Below are 20,380 nucleotides of genomic sequence, written 5' to 3' on the forward strand. Positions count from 1 at the left end.
TCGCACGTTCGCTAAAAATGTACACCGTACATTTCTTCATTCGCTCCGTCGCCCTGGGGCGGAAAAGGTTTCGATCCTGTGCCAAAAAAAGATGACAACTGAAAATTTGCCCACGCGCCATCTCGCACGTTCGCTAAAAATGTACACCGTACATTTCTTCATTCGCTCCGTCTCCCTGGGGCGGAAAAAGTTTTGATCCTGTGCCACCAAAAGACCTTTAATATTACGTTAATGGCAACAACAATACCTATCAAAATACTATATTTACAGCATAATTGAGCATATATGGTATTGTTACAAATAGACTGGGATCCTACCAAATTTATTGAAATCGGTTTTTTTAAGCTTCATTTTTACAGCGTGATGTGGATAGTTGCCTTTATTTTAGGTTTCTATATTATGAAGCGTATCTATAAGAACGAAAATGAAACAAACGAATCTCTTGATTCGTTATTTATCTATTCTGTACTTGGTATTATGCTTGGTGCCAGATTGGGACATGTTATTTTCTACCAGGCTGAACTTATTACTGAAGATTTTTTCAGCATATTTCTACCTTTTAAGTTTAAAGGTGGCATAGAATTTACTGGTTTTCAGGGATTAGCGAGCCATGGTGCCGCTATTGGCATGATTATTTCTATGTATCTCTATAACAAAAAAGTGCTAAAGCGTAGCGTTTTATGGATTTTGGATCGCGTTGTAATTCCTGTTGCTTGTGGAGCTGTTTTTGTAAGGATTGGAAACTTCATCAATTCTGAAATAATTGGAGAATATACCAATAGTGATTTCGGTGTTGTATTTAAGCAGCTTGGTGAAACCCAACCGAGGCATCCGGCCCAACTCTATGAAGCCTTTTGCTATATTTTTGTTTTTTTGGCACTGTTCTATTTTTATTGGAAAACCAAAAAAGCCAATCAAGAAGGGTTTCTATTCGGACTGTTTTTAGTATTACTTTGGACCATAAGATTCTTTGTAGAATTTGTTAAAGAAGCCCAAAACCCTGAGCGTGCTGATTGGCTACTAAATACGGGTCAGCTGCTAAGTATACCGTTTGTAATCATAGGTTTATACTTTATGTTTATCTATAAGCCTAAAACCAAATAAAGATATTAATGAATCGCTTGTTGCGTAAAGGCATAGCATTGGCCCTTATAACTTTATCATTTAGTCACTGTAAGGAAAAGAAAACTACATCTCCAACAACTAAGGTCACTATTCCTTTTAAAAAAGAAGGTACACTATCTTTAATCAAATCGTCTAGCGACTCCATTATTGCCAAGCTAGACATCGAGGTGGCAGACAACGAATATGAAACCCAAACGGGTTTAATGTACCGCACAGAACTAAAAACAAATCACGGCATGTTATTTATTTTTCCTGATGTGTCGTATCGTAGTTTTTACATGAAGAACACCAAAATTCCTTTAGATATTATCTACTTGGATGAGACAAAAACAATTATAAGTATCCAAAAGAATGCTCAACCTTTTAATGAAGCCTCTTTACCCTCTGAGGCACCTGCCAAATATGTTTTAGAAGTCAATGCTGGCTTATCGGACACATGGCAACTCGCAAAGGGAGACACAATGCTATTTGAAATTGAATAATTAAAAAAGCCTCTCGATATCGAGAGGCTTTTTTATATGTACTATTATATTCGTTTAGGCTATGGCTTCGTCCTCTTCTTTAACTTTCTTCTTTAAAGACTCTGCAGCATCACCTTTTTTAGCGGTATCATACATTAATGGTGTGGCTATAAACATAGATGAGTAAGTACCCACTATTACACCAACAATCAATGCAAACAGCAATCCTCTAAGCGAATCTGCACCAAATATAAACATAGCTAATAACACCACCAATGTTGTTACAGAGGTGTTTAATGTTCTACTTAATGTACTATTTAGTGAAGCATTAATGGTTTTACCAAATTCCCAAGAGGTATGTTCATTTAAGAATTCTCTAATTCTATCAAATACAACTACCGTATCATTCAAGGAATAACCAATTACTGTAAGAATCGCAGCAATAAAAGCTTGATCAATCTCCATACTAAATGGCATAAATCGCCATGTTAATGAAAAGATACCTAATACAATCAATACATCATGGAAAACGGCAGCAACAGCTCCAAGTGAGAATTGCCATCTTTTAAACCTAAATAAAATATATAGGAACACCACTACCAATGACCCTAATATAGCCCATACCGACGACTTTTTGATGTCATCAGCGATTGTTGGACTCACTTTACTAGAGAACATCTTACCAACCTTTGCATCACCCGATCCATCTAGGAATTGCTCATATGTCATTCCATCTGGTAAATACTTCGTTAAAGCATCAAATAGTTTTGACTGTACTTCTTCATCAGCCTCTGTTGAATTTTCTTCTACTTTATACTTGGTAGATATTTTCAGTTGGTTAGCACCACCAATGGTTTTAACCTCAGCACTTCCAAAAACATCGTTTAAATCGCCTTTTACCTCTTCAACACTTACGTCTTGATCAAATCTAACCAAATACGTTCTACCACCAACGAAGTCGATACCTTCATCTAAACCGACCGTAAAAAGGGAACCTATACTTGTTAGTAAGAGTACCGCAGATATAACATAAGCAATTTTTCGCTTTCTTAAGAAATTAATGTTTACATTCTTAAATAGACCTTTGGTCATTGAGGTTGAAAAATCTAGGCTTCCTCCTCTATTTGCCCACCAGTCAATCAATAATCTTGTAATGAAAATCGCCGTAAATAAAGATGTGAGAATACCAATGATTAAGGTTGTTGCGAAACCTTTAATTGGTCCGGTTCCAAAAACAAATAAGATTAGTGCAGTTAAACCTGTAGTAATGTTTGCGTCTAAAATAGATGATAGTGCGTTAGCAAAACCATCTTTAATAGATTCTTTTTGTGATTTGCCTTTAGCAAGTTCTTCCCTTATCCGTTCAAAAATAAGCACGTTTGCATCTACCGAAATACCTATGGTTAATACAATACCTGCAATACCTGGTAATGTTAAAACGGCACCTAAACTTGCCAACACTCCAAAAATTAGAAGTATGTTTAATAATAATGCAACATCCGCAAAAATACCAGCCTTGCCGTAATAGAAAATCATCCAAAGCAACACAAAAGCCAATGCAATAAGGAACGATTTCATTCCGCTGTCTATCGCTTCCTGTCCCAGAGAAGGTCCAACTTCTTCAGCTTGAACTATCTCAGCTGATGCTGGTAATTTACCAGCTCTTAAAACGTTAGCTAAATCAATAGCTTCGGTAAGTGAGAATGTACCTGAAATTTGTGAATTACCACCTGCAATTGGTCCACTAGAAACACCTGGTGCCGAATACACAATATCATCTAATACAATGGCTATATATCCTTGAGTTTCGTAAGCTTGCTTTGTCATCGCTTCCCAAATCTTTGCGCCTTTAGCATTCATCTGCATGCTTACCGCTGGTCTACTCAATGGATCATAATCCTGTCTAGCATCAGTGATTACAGCGCCACTTAATTGAGGCTGTCCATCTCTATTCCCTTTAATTGCATACAGTTCTGAATATTCGGATTCTTCTTGTTGAAGTCCCCAAACAAATCTGGTATAACGCATTTCTGCAGGAAGCAATGACCTGTTCTTAGGATTATTTAATTCTGCCATGACTTTCTCCTTGTCCTTTGCCAAGAAAACAGCAACCACAGACCCTCCATTTCCATAACTTTGGATGCCTAATGGATTTATTTTTTCTATATCTGTAGTATCAGATTCAATCTGTCCCGTTAAATCATCAATAACACTAGAGGTAGAATCTTGCTCAACTTCGCCCTCAGCTACTTCTTCTAATTCTTCTTTAGCTGCATTGGCTTCTACTAATGCCTGATTTACTTGAAGGATATATGGTAAAACTTCTTGTGTTTTAAAAGTTTCCCAAAACTGTAACTGTGCCGTTTTAGTCACCAAATCCTTGACACGTTCTATATCTTTAGCTCCAGGTAATTCTAATAAGATACGACCAGAGTTACCAAGTCTTTGAATGTTTGGAGATGTTACCCCAAATTTATCAATACGCTTTCTCAGTACCTCAAAAGCAGAGACAATAGATTCGTCAATTTTAATTTCAATGATGTCCTTAACCTCAGCATCAGACATATCAAATTTAATTTCATCACTCAACGAACGATTGGCAAATATATCTGGAGAAGCTAGTTTTGTATCTCCCTTAATCTCGTCCCAGGCTCTAAAAAATGACTGTAAATAAGATTCTTGAGCATCTTTCTGTAGCTCTTCAGCGTCATCTAAAGCTTTATTGAAAACAGGGTCTTTACTATTGTTAGCCAAGCCTTTTAAAATGTCTCTTACAGATATTTGTAAAATAACATTAATACCTCCTTTTAAGTCTAACCCTAAATTCATGGCATTGTTTTGAACGTCTGAATAGGTATATTGCGTAACGCCAAGGTTATAGACTTCAATTGGCTCAAAATTACCATCTACTTCTATTTTCGAAGTTTTTAGGGAATCTAGATACCTAATTTCGGCTTCATTTCTTTTTGCCTGATAATTTTCTTCAGTTTCCGGCACAAGGCTAATGGCAGCCTGCTTTGCATTATCTTCTATTTGATTGGCCTTAAAGGTGAACGATAATTGGTAAATACTCACCAGACCGAATAAAAACGCAAAAAGTTTTATTAATCCTTTATTTTGCATGGTTTTTTTATTTATAGTCTAATTTAAATCGCGCAAATATAGGTTTTACGGTTAAATCCGACAATTAATTTTTTTTTAAAGAGTTTGTATTGCGAATACGTGTAGTGGCATTCATAAATCACTTAATTGTAAATCTATGAAACTGATTAAGTGAAAGGTCCTGCTCTAACTTCTGGTATGTTAAAGTTTGGAGATTGTTTGTAATTCTCAATCGTTAAGGCTGTTTCACAGGTTTTATAAGTGTGCCAGAACGTATTTTTAGAATAAAAGAAGTTGCCTGAAAACTTATGTTTTACTTTGGTAAACCTATCAGTCTTGAAATGAGAGGTGGTTATCTCCGTAGATTCAAAGTCCCAGTTAGAATTATGGTCTGGCTGTAATTCAGAAACTTGTAAAAGGTAGTCAGACTCAAAGTGATTATTTGGCACTTCTGAATCTGGCAACCCTCCTCCTACTTGAAAACCAAAACCAACTTCATTAGATAGAGCTTTCTCAATCTCATAGATTTCAGAAGTACTGAAGTAGGTTATTTTTAGATGACCATTTTCAAGCCTGTTTATTGAAATTTGTTCCGCGCCATTAGAAAATAAAGTAGATTTAATTCTTTCTATGGCAAGCTCCTCGGTCTCGCTAAGTGGATTTTCTCCATTAGTGAGCTGAATTACAATCTGCTGATTAGGCAGATTTGTACTATTAACGTATGCTGCTACTAAAGCCAGCAATAAGATTAAAACAGATATGTGAAGTTTTAAACGCATTTCGGCCAAATATAAAAAAAGAGCAGCGAATACGCTACTCTTTATATTACTGTTATTTTGTAATTCTAGTTTATTGTTTACTAGGTTCTTCTTTATAACCAAAAATAAAGCCTACCAAGGATGAAATTAACATTATAATATGCCCATTTGGGAACTCTAACCATAGGCCGTAAAGAAAAGCAACAAGTTGGCCTACTCCAACAAATATTATAAGTGCTAAAACTTTCTTTTTAGTCATTGCAAACTGCATAAACAGTGTTTCAGTTTATTACATTCCTTCCATTTTTGTATACCCTTCTGGAGGAGTCATATCAAATTTATCATCTGAAACAGATGATTTATCAATATCTGTAACTTCCATGGTAATGGTCATTGCCATACCTTGTTGGCTCATATTAATAACCATATAAAGTGGATAACCGTTTATTTTATCACCTAAACTAGCCGTCTGTTGCGTCATTACTGGTACTATCTGGTCTGTCACAAACATGGACATTTTAACTTCTGTACCATCTTGGTTCACAGTAACTATTTTTTCTTTACAGCTGTAACCTAAAATGGTTTTGGTGGCAGAACCATCTTCTACTTTGACGTTTTCTAGAGTTTCTGGTGTTACCTCTACATCTTGCATAGCAAACTTCTTGCCCATCATTGGGTTATCCATCAAGGTCAAGGTTTTCATTTTTTCTTGACTTGAAATCACTGTCATAGGACCAGTCATGGGATTATCCATTTCAACACGTGAGTTATTTCCTTTAAAAAAGGTTTTAGACATCATATCTCCCATGGCATCTAGTTGCGCCTGCATTTGAGGATTATCTGAAGAAATGGTCTGCTTGGTTGTAATTACACCTTCTGTTAATTTTTCTTGAGCTGTAGCAACCAAACTTAAGACCACAACACAACTAAGTAAGAGTATTTTTTTCATTATTTAATTTTTATGTTGACAAGATAAATACAAAAACCTTACCAACAATACAGTAGGTAAGGTTTTTGATATATTTATTAAAGAATTTATAATTCTAAAAGACCATTTGTTTTCTTTACGCCTTCAGCACTTTCTGCTAAATGTGCTTTTTCAGCATTGTTTAAAGGAACATCAATGATTTTCTCTATACCGTTTCTGCCTAACAAAACAGGTACACCAATACAAAGATTACTTAATCCGTATTCACCTTCGAGTAAGGCCGAACATGGGAACATTTTCTTCTGGTCACAGGCGATAGCTTGAACTAAAGCAGAAACTGCAGCTCCAGGTGCATACCAAGCCGAAGTTCCCAATAATTTTGTCAGAGTTGCTCCACCAACTTTAGTATCTTCCTTAACTTGGTTTAAACGCTCCTCCGAGATAAACTCAGATACTTTAATACTATTTCTTGTAGCATGAGACGTTAATGGTACCATGCCCTTATCGCTATGGCCACCAATTACCATACCATCAATATCACTTATAGGTGCTTCCATGGCTTCAGCCAATCTATACTTGAATCTTGCAGAATCTAAAGCACCACCCATACCAATAATTTTATGCTTTGGTAAGTCAGTCGTTTGGTGCACTAAATAGGTCATAGTATCCATTGGATTACTAACCACTATGATTATTGTATTTGGAGAATGCTCAACCAAACTTGATGAAACTGTTTTAACAATACCTGCATTGATACCTATTAATTCTTCACGGGTCATACCAGGTTTACGCGGAATACCAGAGGTAATGACACATATGTCACTCCCAGCTGTTTTAGAATAGTCATTTGTGCTCCCTACAATTTTAGTGTCGAAACTATTTAAAGATGCACACTGCATTAAATCCATAGCTTTACCTTCGGCATAGCCTTCTTTAATATCTAAAATGACCACTTCTGAAGCAAAGTTTTTAATAGCGATATATTCAGCACAGCTTGCTCCAACAGCACCAGCGCCAACTACAGTTACTTTCATATTTTTTGTTTTTAGTTTTACTTAAAATTGACTACAAAAATAAGGCTTTACCTATAATTTTCCATGACATATATCATAGTATTAACAATGAGAAGGCACAACCTAGGTTTACTTTAATTGCATTTTAGTGTACATAAATACGTATTCACCTAGTTGTTTCCATTTCGCCTTCTTTGTTTCTAACCAAAACAAGTTATCTTCTTTCCTAAAATAATAAGATTTAGCCAAATTACCAGCCGCATTATAGCCTGTTACACCAGCAGCGGTTGTTCTTTTCGCCAAAGGGTCACCGTTAACTTCAATTTTAGAACTAAATCTAGAATTGATTAATTTCATTTTATTGATTTTAAGTTAGTGTGAGTTATAGCCGTGACAGTATGAATACCATAAATGGCATTCGCGTGCGTGAAAATAGGAATTTGAATTGTGGTTTGAACAAAAAAGCGAATGCGATATTTTTCAGTCGGTCAGTTAAACTTAAGTTGAACGGAAAACCGATTGAGTTTTCTGGCCAATCTACCTGTTTAAATCAACTTTGTTAGCTATCCAAACAATAAAAAATGAATGCAATAAAAAAAGTGCAATCGATCATTGCACTTTTTATTCAAGAATATTTCTTTTATCTAAATCCAAAATTTATTCCCAACGAGAATACATCAAATTCTGAGATATGGTATTCTGCATTAAGTCTAAAAAATCCCAACTTCAACCTTGTACCGATTGTCCCTCTTAATGCTGAAACATTACTAGATACCGAAAATGGATCAACAATGGTTTCAGAAACTATAACTCCGTCTGTTACTCGATAATTTCCTTTTAAATCTGAGTCTGAAGTACCACTAAGATATCCTACTCCACCATAAAAATTAATTACTGGTAACTTCGTTGAGGCTATCAACTGAAATAGCCATGTATTCGTACTATTTTCTAACACTTGATTTTCACCTTCAATACCAGAAGAATCGGTTATATCATAAGAACCATTTAAGTGTGTGTAGGCTACTAAACCTGAAAGAGCTATAGGCCAAACCTTATCTGCAGGCAACCATTCTGTAAATTCCGCCTGTAGAGCTCCACCATACATTCCTATACTAACCTCGTTAGTTTTAATTGAGGGTATGAAGCGTGCCTTAAGCTCCAAGCCAGAGCTCAATCCCACCGCACCTTGAAGAAATGCCGTTGGCAATAAATTACCACTAGCGTCACCAATACCCTGAGGTAATTCTACAGTTACCGTTTGAGAACCAAATATGGGATCGTCATATTCTATTTCTACAAAAATATCAGGATTATTTTCACCAAGGACAGAAGCTACTAATTGGGAATTGGGTCCTTGCACAAATTCAACATTATTATAGTCAGCCGTATTTAACAAGAATGTTTTATCATCCTCGTTAATGAGTGATGCACCTGCCATTATAGAAATTTCAAATCCTCCTAAGGGTTTTACTTTAGCTGAATTAAACCAATTGGCATTCATACTATGCATCAAACCATTAGTTCCTGGAGCTAAGTAATCATTAGCAAAGCGTTGTGCATCCTCTACGCCTGCAGCCAATATAACGTCAATATCATTTTGTCCTTTAACCGCGGTAAGTGTTATCACAAAAGCGAATAACAAGGCTAATTTTTTCATAAGATTAAGTTTAGATTTGGACTTCAAATATAGTAAAAAATACCTTTTACCGATATTATTTGTTTTTTATCGAATAAAAAAAGCAACTGTACCTTCGTACAATTGCCTTTTACACTGTCTATAATTTTTAAATTATCTATGCATCGATATTTGCATAAATAGCATTCTTTTCAATAAACTCTCTGCGCGGTGGAACCTCATCTCCCATTAGCATTGAGAAAATGCGATCTGCTTCAGTACCGTTATCTATCTGTACTTGGCGCATTGTTCTAAATTCTGGATTCATAGTGGTATCCCAAAGCTGCTCAGCATTCATTTCACCAAGACCTTTATAACGTTGAATTTTAGAACTGTCTCCAAACTCAGTTACAATAGTATCACGCTCTTTATCAGACCATGCATATTGTTTTTTAGCACCTTTTTTAACCAAATATAAAGGCGGTGTTGCAATGTACACGTGTCCTGCTTCTATGAGCTCTCTCATATAACGGAAAAAGAAGGTTAAAATCAATGTCGCAATATGGCTACCATCGATATCGGCATCACACATAATCACAATTTTATGGTAACGTAATTTTGATAAGTTTAATGCTCTTGGATCCTCTTCTGTCCCTATTGTAACGCCTAATGCTGTGAAGATGTTTTTAATTTCCTCATTTTCAAAAACCTTGTGCTGCATCGCTTTTTCAACGTTAAGAATCTTACCTCTTAATGGCAAAATAGCCTGAAAATTTCTATCGCGTCCTTGCTTGGCCGTACCGCCTGCGGAATCACCCTCGACCAAGAATACCTCGCATTTTGCTGGGTCTTGTTCTGAACAATCTGATAATTTCCCAGGTAATCCACCAATACTCATTACTGTTTTACGCTGCACCATCTCACGAGCTTTTTGGGCCGCGTGACGCGCTTGAGCAGCTAAAATTACTTTTTGAACTATAATTTTAGCATCATCTGGGTGCTCTTCTAAGTAATCTGTTAACATCTCTGAAACAGCTTGTGAAACTGATGCAGAAACTTCGCGGTTACCTAGTTTTGTTTTGGTTTGACCTTCGAATTGAGGCTCCTGTACTTTTACGGACACAATTGCAGTCAATCCCTCACGGAAATCATCTCCAGAAATATCGAACTTTAATTTATCCAACATTCCTGACCCATCAGCATACTTCTTTAATGTGTGCGTTAATCCACGACGGAAACCAGAAAGGTGTGTACCACCTTCATGTGTGTTGATATTATTTACATAAGAATGTAAATTTTCTGCATAAGACGTGTTGTAAACCATGGCTACCTCAACTGGTACGCCATTCTTTTCACCTTCAAAGGCAATAACATCTTTCATTAAAGGCTCACGATTACCATCTAAATATTTAACAAATTCCGGTAAACCGTTTTCCGAGTGAAATGTTTCACCTTCAAAAGAGCCATCTTCTTTTTTGTGACGACGATCTACAAGGTGAATTGTAATTCCTTTATTAAGGAAAGATAATTCTCGCATTCTACTCGCCAAAGTATCGTAGTTATATTCTACTGTTTGGGTAAATATTGTAGTATCAGGTCTAAAAGTAACGGTTGTCCCTCTTTTATCTGTAGTACCAACTTGTTTAACTGGGTACATCGTCTTACCGCGTTCATATTCCTGCTCCCATATCTTACCATCTCTGTAAACGGTGGCTTTTAAGTGCTCCGACAAGGCATTAACACAACTTACACCTACACCGTGCAAACCACCAGAAACTTTATAAGAATCTTTATCAAATTTACCACCAGCACCGATTTTAGTCATTACAACCTCAAGGGCAGAAACACCTTCTTTTCTGTGTAAATCTACAGGAATACCACGACCATCATCTTCTGTGGTAATAGAATTATCCTCATTGATAATTACTGTGATATTATTACAATGACCTGCTAACGCTTCATCTATGGAGTTATCTACAACCTCATATACCAAGTGGTGCAAACCTCTTGTTCCTACATCTCCAATGTACATGGATGGACGCATACGGACGTGCTCCATTCCCTCTAATGCCTGAATACTATCAGCAGAGTAATTGTGCTTATTAAATTCTTCTTTCTTTTCGCTCATTATTTTGAATACATTTAGTTCGATTTATTGACACAAAAAAAGACGCCTTGGCGTCTCTCTTGAGTACTATCAAAGATAAGAAATTTTAACGCTTTTTAAAAGCCTTTTATCGATTGAATTTAATAATTATCAACATTTGTTAATTACCTAAAAGTCGCTTAAAGTGTCTGAAAAGTATCTTAAATTGAATATTTGTGATTTTTTAGCCTATCTGTACTCGTTAAATTACAATAGTTGCTTAGAAGCTTTCTAAAAGCTTTTAATTACTCTTAGAACACCTGAAAATTCGGTGTCATTTTCTGCAAATCGCGGCCCTAAACCTACTTGGATTTCGAAACCGTTTTTCCATTGATATTGACATTGCGGCAAGAGTAATAATTCCATCTCGTTGTCGTCTCGTTTTTGAAGTGTTGGGTCTGTATTGTTAATCTCAAAGCCCAAAACCAATTGATCACTTATATTCGCAAAAATTGTAGTATTAAGAAGAACTGTGGTATCCTTAGAGGCAGCATCACTACCAGTTTCATACATTAACCCGTAGAGGCCTAAGATACTCCATGTTTCGTTAAACCTGTATGCTGGGATATACAATAAACTCAATTCCGTTATGGATTCAAAACGGTACATCTCACTTATAAACTGTAATCCGTGTATGAATTTGTTTGATTTTGATTGGCCTAGGGTATATTGTAAAGCTACTTTGAAAGCTTCTAAATGCTCATCTTCAAAGGGAAATTCGGCCTCTACGGCAAAGCCATCAAAAAGTGCATATTCTATTTCTGGTGCCCATTCAATACTTCTTTCACCAGCATTATTCAATGGAAAATCGGCCAATGTATTAATTTCTAATTCACCTTGCTTTGCCCCTAATCCTCTAACTAGGTCAAACATCAAAGGCTCAGGAACTTCTACCGTCTCTTCTTGAGCAACTGAATAACCACAGATAACAACTGATATTAAAAAAGCTAATGTAAGTTTCATGATGTTGATTTGCTCACTAAATATAAAGTAAAATTCTTTTGACACCATAAAATAAATTATCCCATTTGATGTATTCACAGTTTCTTTTAAATGTTTTTATAAAACAATATCTTTAACTCAGAAAAAGAATTATTGCTTATTAATTGCCAAAAATTGCTATGAATCAGTGCATCATTGTTTTTTTCTTTATTGCCTTTTTATATTCGTTCTTAGGTGCACAATCCAAAGCTGAATTTAATGACGAAAAAATCACTGTTTTGGGTGTTAACTTAGATTATGGCTATTTATTAAAACACACACCGAGCCTCCGCCAAATTGATGACGCATACCCTTCTGCGATTACACTAGATTGGAGTAAACTTTTACTTACTAAAAGGGCATGGGATTTTTGCAATTGTTTTCCAAGAGTTGGAGTTGATTTAGCTTATTGGAATTGGGATAACCCTGATGTTCTAGGACGTGGTTTTTTAGCCATGGGATATGTAGAACCTTATTTTAGAACACAAAAACGGACTAATATTTTCTTTAGAATGGGCTTAGGAGGTGCTTACCTCACACAACCTTACGATGAGCAAACCAATCCTTTGAATGAATCTTATAGTACCAATCTTAGTTTTGCCTTAATGGTTGGCTTAGGAATTAACTACAGACTAACTGACTCGTGGAATCTACGACTTGCCGCAAAGTACAATCATACTTCTAATGGTGGTGTTAGCACGCCTAATAAAGGTCTTAATTTTCCTTCATTAAGCCTCGGTGTAAATAAAAGTTTGGAACCTGTAGTTTATCCTAATTTGAGAAAGAATGGTAAGCGAGAACCTCCCAAAAATAAAAAGCGCTTTACCCTAGCTCATTTCTCTGGCTGGAGCAATGCGGCCGTAGGCGAGAAGGACAAGTTTTACGTCTTTGGATTTATGGGAAAATACAGTAGGTGGATTGGCGGAAGAAGCGCGCTTACGGTAGGCACTGAATTGATTTTTGACTATTCTAGGAGAGAACAAATTAAACTCGATGTTGCTAATACCAATTTTTTCCAAGGAGCAGCATTGGTTGGACATGAGTTTTGGTTAGGCAAAGTGACCTTTAGCCAAGAACTTGGTATTTACTATTACAACGATTACCGCATCAATGATGATATTTACCAACGTTACGGATTAACCTATAATTTTAATAAGCATATATTCGCTGGTTTTAGTTTAAAGGCACATAGGCATGTCGCTGACTTTATTGATATCCGTGTAGGCTATACCTTTTAAGTGCATTTAGACCAAACATCTCTTCTATTCAATTGACGCAATAAGATTCTAGTTTTTGACTTAGGCCGAGGGCTGTCTCCTTTAATTGGCTAAGCAAGTCTTGTTCTCGCTCCGTTATAATTAAAGTCATATTCATATGGTCTCTAAAATATCGGAAAAGTCTACTGTTAGGGTCTTTTTGCCAGTCTTTACTTTTTAAAAGCTGTTGGAGTTCGTCTCCATAAATATGTTCATACAATGGTAATTCTTGTATACCAAAATCAGTGTAATCCATATATGCGAAAACTTTTTCCATTATCTGCTGGTTGTTAGACTCAATGATCCTTAAAGTATAATCTTGTTCTACATAATAGTTGAGAATACCACTTTTTAGGTCTTGATTTCTCAAGTTTTCAAGTTTACCTGAAGATGTAATATCCTCTATCGCCGCTTTTGTAGGGACAAAAACTTGTGACCGTATTGAAGCCAGATAGTCTTTAAACAATACAGCCTTATCCTCTTGCATTTTAAGTAAATTAGTTAAAAGCCTCCTTGTTGCATCTTGTCTTTTTTTCAAGGAGGCGATGCTTTCATTAATGTTTAAAATATCAGCATTAAGATCTTCTTGTATTTTACAGTAATAGGTAGTCTCTTGCTGTTTTAATTTGCGCTGGTCGTTCCAATTATTAATCTGTAAAGCAATAAGAATACCCACAACCACTAAGAGTATTTCCCCAATAGCGTATTTGAGGTATTTACTAGTTTTTCCGGTTTCCATGAGATTTCGTCTTATAGGTCTAAAAAATTTAATCATTTGGTTATCTCTTGGTCAATTAAAGTTACAATCTCTTCAATATCATATACCAATTCCTTATGAACACCTGCCAAATAACCATTATTCATAAAGGCGAGCCTCAAGCCATTTTTAAAAATAGCATTATTGTGCTGCCAAGCCGCTTCTTTAATAAGTTTGTCGTGTTTTTCAAAAGGAATATCCTTAGCCGTAAGCCTATTAGGATAACCATAAACTGGTTGTGTTGTATCAAAGAAACTAACGGCGTCAATATGTTCTACATGAGGGTCATATAAATAGGCCTCGAACTCCCTACGCATGTGGTGCTCTCCATTTGTGATTTGAGTATATCTTTTATCCAATTCCAAAAGACCATTTTTTATATTGTCATTAGTTATAAGACTCAGGTTACCCGAACTTAATAGTTCTTTAAAGGTATTATTGTTGGGAACAAATTCACTCCATGCAAATACGCGTTCGTAAAGATTGGTATACTCTGCAACAGCTTCAATTGAATTCGGAGCCGTTCCATTAAGCAATGATGAACATGCCTGTGCCTTACCATAACGGTAGTTTGCAAATTGCTTGGTATTTTCAATCTCTTTTTCTAAATCTGCTTTTAGATTTTTTAGGTAATTGACTTCTTGCGCGCGTACTTTACGTTCTTCATTCCAATTATTAATCTGTAAGGCAATAAGAATACCTATAACTACCAATATGATTTCACCTACAGCGTATTTAAGGTATTTAGAAGTTTTATTCTCCATAAGTAAGTTTTTGCGAATATGACGGAAGAATTTAATCATTGATATCTAGCTTTATTTTGCTATTTCGTTTTCAAGAAGTTCTATCACATCTTTAGTTTCGCTGCTTAGACCTTTTAATTGTGTAATGGCATCATTTTTTAACCAATATTGTGCTGCGGCTACATTTATAAAATCGAATCTATTGTTTTTTAAGTCTAGTGCTAAGTCTTCCATTGATGAATGTGGGAAAAGAAATGTAGAAGATGGCTCAAAACGCATTATACTATGCTCATACGTAAAGGCACCATCCACGGGAAGTGCCCATCCAATTCCAATACGAATACGTTCTGCGGTTTGTTTGTGAAAAGCATAGTGTTTTACCAATTTATCGCGTAAACTTGAATTGGAAATCACTTTTAAATTTCCCGTACTTGATAAATCATCAAAAGTAGATGTAGAAGACGTAAATGTTGGATAGATACTCCCAAATTGGAAATAACCGTTGGCCGCTTTTACCAACAAGGTGTCTGGAGTATTTAATGTTTTAAAAGCCTCCGAAAAGGTTAAAATTGTTTCTATACCCTTTTCTAGATTTTTAATTTCGATTGAAAACGATTCTAAATCCTCCTTGTTTTCAGCCAATAACCTGTTGAGATAAAGACCTTCTTCAATAGCTGTTTTTCTCTCCTCATTCCAAGTATTTATTTGCAAGGCAATTAAGATTCCAATAACTACAAGTATTATTTCGCCAATGGCATATTTTAAATACTTTCCGGTTTTATTATCACTCAAAAGCGCATAACGAATTTTATTAAAAACCTTACTCATTCGCCTAATCCTTTAAAATAATAGCAGGCAAATTAAGGGATTTGTATGCCGCGTTATAAGCTCTCATTTCAGTAGAAATAATAGCATCATGCTCTGCTTTAAACTTTCGCCATTCTGCTAACAAATCTTGTAATCGGTCTTTAGCACCTCGCGTTAATTCGGGTTGACTACTATCAATATAGCCCATTAAATTTATCAATTGAGCATTGAGCATATTTCTATAATTTATGACATCTTGAAAGGTCTGTTGCTTAGGTTGAATGAGATTCACTTCCCATTCCGTAATACGTTCTATTAATGAATCCCCTAAATTCTTTAAGTCCTCAGCTTGCGGCTTATCCTTTAGAATATTAGCATAATGCTTCAGTTGTGATTTTGCCAAACGCATATTATTGACGGATTGGTGTATATCAATTACAGTAGAGGCAATAGTTTCCATCGCCTTGTATTGAGCATCATAATCTGATGGTGTTGCCTCAATTGCTGGATCTGTCAAAACCACAAAATCGGTTTCAAGTATAACATCATCTTGTGTAAGGCGCGCCTTGTATACTCCTGGTGGTGTCGAATGGCCGCCCAATCCACCAAAAATAAAGACGTTTTCAATCGCAGGAAGAGGTTCCGTAGCAAAATCCCAAGTAAAGGTGTTTAAACCTGTTTTTGAAGATAGTACCGCAGGTTTTGAAGGTCCTCCAGGCCATGATTTAAAGCCTTTTGGTGGTGTGCTAGAATAACTTCGAATGACCTTATCTGATTTTAAAATCTCCAACTTTAAGTCTAAAGTATCTGTACCCTCAGGAATAAAATATTGAAATGCTACACCACTTTTAGGGTTTAGACCCTGTCCTAGTGCTTTTGAGGTCCCTCCGAAAATTCGGTAGGTGTTCTTGGGTTTAAATAATTGTAATTCGGTTTTGTTCTTAAATTGCTGCAAAGCTCCTAAATCATCAAGTATCCAAAAGCCACGACCCGCGGTGGCTGCAATTAAATCATTATCCTGAATGGTTAGGTCGTTAATCGGTACCACAGGCAAATTTAATTGTAGCCTATCCCATTGTTTACCATCGTCGAATGAGACGTAAAGTCCAACTTCGGTCCCTGCATAGAGCAATCCTTTTCTGTTTTTGTCTGCCCTTACCACCCTTGCGAAGCCATTGGAATCATTTAATCCATTTGTAATCTTCGTCCATGATTTACCATAATTTGTAGTTTTATAGATATAAGAACCTAATTCCATAGACTTGTAGCGCATAATTACTACATAAGCTGTAGCAGCATCATGCTCAGAGACTTCAATACTATTTACAATACCGTCTTTAATACCTTTTGGTGTAATGGCATCCCAAGATTTACCTCCATTTTTTGTAATATGGATTAAGCCGTCGTCGCTTCCCGCATAAAGAATGCCTTCTTCGTGCTGAGATTCTACTAGTGCAGTTATCGTATTATAATTTTCACCACCGGCAGCTTCGTTGGTAAAGGGACCACCGCCAGGGCCATGTTTATCTATTTCATTTTTGGTTAAATCAGGACTTACCGTTTCCCAAGACAACCCACCATCTACTGTTTTAAACACTACATTTCCCGCATGATAAATGGTATTTCTATCATGTGGCGAACTAATAATTGGCGCGTTCCAATTGTAGCGATATTTGGAATCTTTGGGCGCTACACTTAAGCCAAGTTCTGGGTATTGTTTAATGGGTTTCTGGTTTGTAGATTTCGCTGACCATTTGCTTATATTTCCTTGATATGTACCACCATATACTGTTGTAGGATCATCTGGATCAAAAGCTAAAAAGGCACTTTCACCACCTGCAGTAGCATACCAATCTTTCCAGCCAATACCAGCATCCCTGGTTCTGCTTGCTATGGCTACAGTACTATTATCTTGCTGTCCACCATACACATAATATGGCACCCGATTATCTGCAATCACCCTATAGAATTGGGCAGTTGGCTGATTCTTTTGAGTGCTCCAACTTTTTCCACCATTAAAGGAAATATTTGCACCACCATCATTAGAATTAATGAGATGTTGATTATTATTGGGGTTTATCCATAAATGATGATTATCGCCGTGAGGTACAGGAATATTTGAAAAAGTCTTACCACCATCTATTGATTTCATTACTAGTGCATTTAGTACATATACAATGTCTTGATTTTGCGGATCGGCATAGATTTCCATATAATACCAGGATCTTGTGATATTGACACGGTCCTTATTAACTTGAATCCATTTTTTACCACCATCGTCAGAGCGATAAACGCCAGCTTTATCACCTTCGGCTTCGATAACGGCAAATACACGATCGGAATTAGCTCTAGAAACTGATAGTCCCGTTTTTCCTAAAACTTCAGGTAGGCCAGTATTTAGGGGTTCCCAAGATGCGCCGCCATCAATGGATTTATAAATACCAGAATGCTCACCACCAGATTCCATATACCATGGGTAACGTCTGTGTTGCCACATAGCTGCATATAATATTCTTGGATTATTGAAATCCATGCTAAGTGCTGAGGCTCCTGTAATGTCATTGACAAATAGTACCTTTTCCCAAGTTACACCACCATCAACCGTTTTATATATGCCACGTTCCTTTGAAGGACCATATTGCGCCCCTTGGGCGGACACATATATAACATCTGGGTTATTAGGGTGAATTATCACATCCGAAATATGTCTTGTAGTTTCTAGGCCTAAGTGCGTCCAAGTTTTACCAGCGTCCATAGATTTATACACACCATCACCCATAGAGGTCATAACACCACGAGCGGCATGTTCCCCCATCCCCACAACCACAACATTTGGATCTGATTCTGCTACGGCAATAGCACCAACTGTCCCTGTCTTAAAATGACCATCTGAAATATTTCGCCATGTAATTCCTGCATCTGTTGTTTTCCAAACACCACCACCAGTTGAGCCCATGTAATAGGTTAATGGTTGTCCCACCACGCCAGTTGAGGCCACACTGCGCCCACCTCTATAGGGCCCAATATTACGCCATTGCAGACCTTGACTTAAACTATCAACGATTACTGGTTGTGAACCTTTTTTTTGATTTCTTTTTTGTGAATAGGAGCTCATAGTTGCACATAGGCATATGCACAAGGCCAGTTGAATTACTTTCATGTTAAAGTTGTGTTGGTTAATATGGTTTCCCTAAATATACTTTAGAATAATTCTCAAAAGTTACAGAAAAAATGTGTAAAACCCATTTCATAAATAAAGTAGAATTCTATTATTCCAATACTTCGTAAATGGTCACAGGTGCAGTCTTATTCTTGAGTTTTATACTACCTACCTTGGCGCACTTAAACGATTCCTTAACTTTATGATAGCAATCTTCAGAAATAATTATCTGGTTTTCACCAGCGAAATCCTGTAAGCGTGCTGCCGTATTTACCGTATCTCCAATTACTGTGTAATCTAAGCGCTTGAGACTTGCAGAACCAATATTACCACAGACCATCTCACCGCTCTTTATACCAATAGATACCCTTGGTACAAAATCTAAATCACCTCCAACATCTGTAAGCGTCGTAATTTTATCACATACTGCTAAGGCCACATCAATAGCTCTATCTAAATGGTATTCTCCTTTAAAAACAGCCATAATCGCGTCACCTATAAACTTATCAATATAGCCTTTATGCTCAATAATTTCCTTAACCATTTCATCAAAATAGGTATTCACCATTTTTACAACTTGATCTGCAGAAATTGTCTCACTTATTTTGGTAAATCCACAAATATCGATAAACATAACTGTGCCCTCGATGGTTTCATTAGACATAATTGTAGACTCAAACTCCTTATTGCCCATGAAGTTTAATACATTCTCATCAACGTACATTTTTAGGATATTATTTTCCTTAATAGCTTGGAGGGTTTCCTTTAAATGCCTGGCGTGATTTAAAGTCTTCTCCATGGTAATGGTTAAATCCTCAAAGTTGATAGGTTTGGTGATAAAATCATAAGCACCACGATTCATAGCCGTTCGGATATTATCCATATCGCCATAAGCCGATACAATCACCGATTTAATCAAGGGACTTAACTCATGCAGTTCAGAAAGTAGCGTTAAGCCATCCATTTCTGGCATATTAATATCACTCAGTACAATATCTACTTCAGGGTTGTCTTGAATGCGTTGCAATGCGACCTTGCCATTTTCAGCAAATAGAAATTCGTATTCTTTTTGCCGAATTTTTTTTCTGAATTTTTGTTTGATGAGCACCTCTAAATCTGCCTCATCGTCTACTACTAATATCTTGGCCATTATATATTCTGAATTAACTTTTCTTTTAATAATTTAAAATCCACGGGTTTAGTAAGAAAATCATCAGCACCAAGTTTTTTGGCCGTATTGAAATTCTCCTCATCACCGTATGCAGTAACCATCATCACCACGGGAGGCGGTTCGTTATAATCTTTTTTAATGGTTTCTAGCAACTCTAATCCACTCATTCCCGGCATATTGATATCTGACAGAATCAGGACGGTTTCATGATTCATTTGATTAAGAACTTGTAAGGCTTCCTCACCAGAAAAGGCAAATTTAAAATCGAGCTCTCCTTTTCTTATTTCTTTTCTAAAGCGCTGTTGAAAGAGGATTTGCACATCTCTTTCATCGTCTACTACTAATATCTTTGTCATG

General features: G+C 36.4%; 18 protein-coding genes. 3 read left to right on the forward strand and 15 right to left on the reverse strand.

The annotated features are described in order from the left end of the window. Nucleotides 1–285: 285 nt before the first annotated feature. The gene (gene lgt, locus J4050_RS10365) at nt 286–1,104 is read left to right on the forward strand and encodes a prolipoprotein diacylglyceryl transferase (RefSeq protein ID WP_208154519.1); all 819 of its coding nucleotides are present in this window, start codon (nt 286–288) and stop codon (nt 1,102–1,104) included. Between the two features lie 8 nt (nt 1,105–1,112). Beyond that, a complete protein-coding gene (locus J4050_RS10370) occupies nt 1,113–1,607 on the forward strand; it encodes a DUF192 domain-containing protein (RefSeq protein WP_208154520.1) in 495 nt (164 codons plus the stop codon). A 54-nt stretch (nt 1,608–1,661) separates the two neighbouring features. Here the strand turns inward: J4050_RS10370 and secDF are convergent, their stop codons facing one another. The 9 genes from secDF to J4050_RS10415 all read right to left on the reverse strand — a co-directional run bounded on the left by secDF (nt 1,662) and on the right by J4050_RS10415 (nt 12,111). Continuing rightward, nucleotides 1,662–4,709 carry a protein translocase subunit SecDF gene (gene secDF / locus J4050_RS10375; RefSeq protein ID WP_208154521.1) on the reverse strand — a complete coding sequence of 1,016 codons (3,048 nt, stop codon included), beginning with the start codon at nt 4,707–4,709 and terminating at the stop codon, nt 1,662–1,664. Between the two features lie 146 nt (nt 4,710–4,855). Further along, complete coding sequence (locus J4050_RS10380) at nt 4,856–5,467, reverse strand: hypothetical protein (RefSeq protein WP_208154522.1); 612 nt, start codon at nt 5,465–5,467, stop codon at nt 4,856–4,858. 70 nt (nt 5,468–5,537) lie between these two features. Continuing rightward, the gene (locus tag J4050_RS10385; protein ID WP_208154523.1) at nt 5,538–5,705 is read right to left on the reverse strand and encodes a hypothetical protein; all 168 of its coding nucleotides are present in this window, start codon (nt 5,703–5,705) and stop codon (nt 5,538–5,540) included. 30 nt (nt 5,706–5,735) lie between these two features. Next, complete coding sequence (locus J4050_RS10390; RefSeq protein ID WP_208154524.1) at nt 5,736–6,395, reverse strand: DUF4412 domain-containing protein; 660 nt, start codon at nt 6,393–6,395, stop codon at nt 5,736–5,738. Between the two features lie 86 nt (nt 6,396–6,481). Then, the gene (locus J4050_RS10395) at nt 6,482–7,408 is read right to left on the reverse strand and encodes a malate dehydrogenase (RefSeq protein WP_208154525.1); all 927 of its coding nucleotides are present in this window, start codon (nt 7,406–7,408) and stop codon (nt 6,482–6,484) included. 108 nt (nt 7,409–7,516) lie between these two features. Next, entirely contained in the window at nt 7,517–7,744 is a 228-nt protein-coding gene (locus tag J4050_RS10400; protein WP_208154526.1) for a hypothetical protein, read from the reverse strand. Between the two features lie 283 nt (nt 7,745–8,027). Continuing rightward, a complete protein-coding gene (locus J4050_RS10405; RefSeq protein WP_208154527.1) occupies nt 8,028–9,044 on the reverse strand; it encodes a DUF6588 family protein in 1,017 nt (338 codons plus the stop codon). A gap of 136 nt (nt 9,045–9,180) precedes the next feature. After that, nucleotides 9,181–11,130, reverse strand: coding sequence for a DNA topoisomerase (ATP-hydrolyzing) subunit B (gene gyrB / locus J4050_RS10410; protein WP_208154528.1), 1,950 nt, complete (start codon nt 11,128–11,130; stop codon nt 9,181–9,183). A gap of 249 nt (nt 11,131–11,379) precedes the next feature. Further along, nucleotides 11,380–12,111 carry a hypothetical protein gene (locus J4050_RS10415; protein ID WP_208154529.1) on the reverse strand — a complete coding sequence of 244 codons (732 nt, stop codon included), beginning with the start codon at nt 12,109–12,111 and terminating at the stop codon, nt 11,380–11,382. Between the two features lie 158 nt (nt 12,112–12,269). Between J4050_RS10415 and J4050_RS10420 the strand changes: the two genes are divergently transcribed. After that, the gene (locus tag J4050_RS10420; protein WP_208154530.1) at nt 12,270–13,367 is read left to right on the forward strand and encodes an acyloxyacyl hydrolase; all 1,098 of its coding nucleotides are present in this window, start codon (nt 12,270–12,272) and stop codon (nt 13,365–13,367) included. A gap of 28 nt (nt 13,368–13,395) precedes the next feature. On the opposite strand, the gene J4050_RS10425 is transcribed toward J4050_RS10420, so the two are convergent. From J4050_RS10425 to J4050_RS10450, 6 genes are all read right to left on the reverse strand, one after another. Then, nucleotides 13,396–14,160 (reverse strand): DUF6090 family protein, encoded by a 765-nt coding sequence (locus J4050_RS10425; RefSeq protein ID WP_208154531.1) that lies wholly within the window; start codon nt 14,158–14,160, stop codon nt 13,396–13,398. Next, complete coding sequence (locus J4050_RS10430) at nt 14,157–14,945, reverse strand: DUF6090 family protein (RefSeq protein ID WP_208154532.1); 789 nt, start codon at nt 14,943–14,945, stop codon at nt 14,157–14,159. Before J4050_RS10430 ends, J4050_RS10425 begins: the two co-directional genes overlap by 4 nt. Before the next feature lie 12 nt (nt 14,946–14,957). Further along, the gene (locus J4050_RS10435; RefSeq protein ID WP_208154533.1) at nt 14,958–15,713 is read right to left on the reverse strand and encodes a DUF6090 family protein; all 756 of its coding nucleotides are present in this window, start codon (nt 15,711–15,713) and stop codon (nt 14,958–14,960) included. 4 nt (nt 15,714–15,717) lie between these two features. After that, a complete protein-coding gene (locus tag J4050_RS10440) occupies nt 15,718–18,852 on the reverse strand; it encodes a WD40/YVTN/BNR-like repeat-containing protein (RefSeq protein WP_208154534.1) in 3,135 nt (1,044 codons plus the stop codon). A gap of 109 nt (nt 18,853–18,961) precedes the next feature. Beyond that, nucleotides 18,962–20,002 (reverse strand): adenylate/guanylate cyclase domain-containing response regulator, encoded by a 1,041-nt coding sequence (locus J4050_RS10445; protein WP_208154535.1) that lies wholly within the window; start codon nt 20,000–20,002, stop codon nt 18,962–18,964. Beyond that, nucleotides 20,002–20,379 carry a response regulator gene (locus tag J4050_RS10450; protein WP_208154536.1) on the reverse strand — a complete coding sequence of 126 codons (378 nt, stop codon included), beginning with the start codon at nt 20,377–20,379 and terminating at the stop codon, nt 20,002–20,004. The genes J4050_RS10445 and J4050_RS10450 overlap by 1 nt, the downstream gene beginning before the upstream one ends. Nucleotide 20,380 lies beyond the last annotated feature (1 nt).

The organism is Winogradskyella pelagia, from assembly GCF_017581965.1.
Lineage (GTDB): Bacteria > Bacteroidota > Bacteroidia > Flavobacteriales > Flavobacteriaceae > Winogradskyella > Winogradskyella pelagia.

Bases quoted from the DNA above. Each gene is read 5' to 3' on its own strand.
- lgt (WP_208154519.1), top strand. From the start codon at position 286: ATGGTATTGTTACAAATAGACTGGGATCCTACCAAATTTATTGAAATC.
- J4050_RS10380 (WP_208154522.1), bottom strand. From the start codon at position 5,467: ATGCGTTTAAAACTTCACATATCTGTTTTAATCTTATTGCTGGCTTTA.
- gyrB (WP_208154528.1), bottom strand. From the start codon at position 11,130: ATGAGCGAAAAGAAAGAAGAATTTAATAAGCACAATTACTCTGCTGAT.
- J4050_RS10435 (WP_208154533.1), bottom strand. From the start codon at position 15,713: ATGAGTAAGGTTTTTAATAAAATTCGTTATGCGCTTTTGAGTGATAAT.
- J4050_RS10420 (WP_208154530.1), top strand. From the start codon at position 12,270: ATGAATCAGTGCATCATTGTTTTTTTCTTTATTGCCTTTTTATATTCG.
- J4050_RS10440 (WP_208154534.1), bottom strand. From the start codon at position 18,852: ATGAAAGTAATTCAACTGGCCTTGTGCATATGCCTATGTGCAACTATG.
- J4050_RS10415 (WP_208154529.1), bottom strand. From the start codon at position 12,111: ATGAAACTTACATTAGCTTTTTTAATATCAGTTGTTATCTGTGGTTAT.
- J4050_RS10370 (WP_208154520.1), top strand. From the start codon at position 1,113: ATGAATCGCTTGTTGCGTAAAGGCATAGCATTGGCCCTTATAACTTTA.
- J4050_RS10400 (WP_208154526.1), bottom strand. From the start codon at position 7,744: ATGAAATTAATCAATTCTAGATTTAGTTCTAAAATTGAAGTTAACGGT.
- J4050_RS10395 (WP_208154525.1), bottom strand. From the start codon at position 7,408: ATGAAAGTAACTGTAGTTGGCGCTGGTGCTGTTGGAGCAAGCTGTGCT.
- J4050_RS10430 (WP_208154532.1), bottom strand. From the start codon at position 14,945: ATGATTAAATTCTTCCGTCATATTCGCAAAAACTTACTTATGGAGAAT.
- J4050_RS10390 (WP_208154524.1), bottom strand. From the start codon at position 6,395: ATGAAAAAAATACTCTTACTTAGTTGTGTTGTGGTCTTAAGTTTGGTT.
- J4050_RS10445 (WP_208154535.1), bottom strand. From the start codon at position 20,002: ATGGCCAAGATATTAGTAGTAGACGATGAGGCAGATTTAGAGGTGCTC.
- J4050_RS10425 (WP_208154531.1), bottom strand. From the start codon at position 14,160: ATGATTAAATTTTTTAGACCTATAAGACGAAATCTCATGGAAACCGGA.
- J4050_RS10385 (WP_208154523.1), bottom strand. From the start codon at position 5,705: ATGACTAAAAAGAAAGTTTTAGCACTTATAATATTTGTTGGAGTAGGC.
- secDF (WP_208154521.1), bottom strand. From the start codon at position 4,709: ATGCAAAATAAAGGATTAATAAAACTTTTTGCGTTTTTATTCGGTCTG.
- J4050_RS10405 (WP_208154527.1), bottom strand. From the start codon at position 9,044: ATGAAAAAATTAGCCTTGTTATTCGCTTTTGTGATAACACTTACCGCG.
- J4050_RS10450 (WP_208154536.1), bottom strand. From the start codon at position 20,379: ATGACAAAGATATTAGTAGTAGACGATGAAAGAGATGTGCAAATCCTC.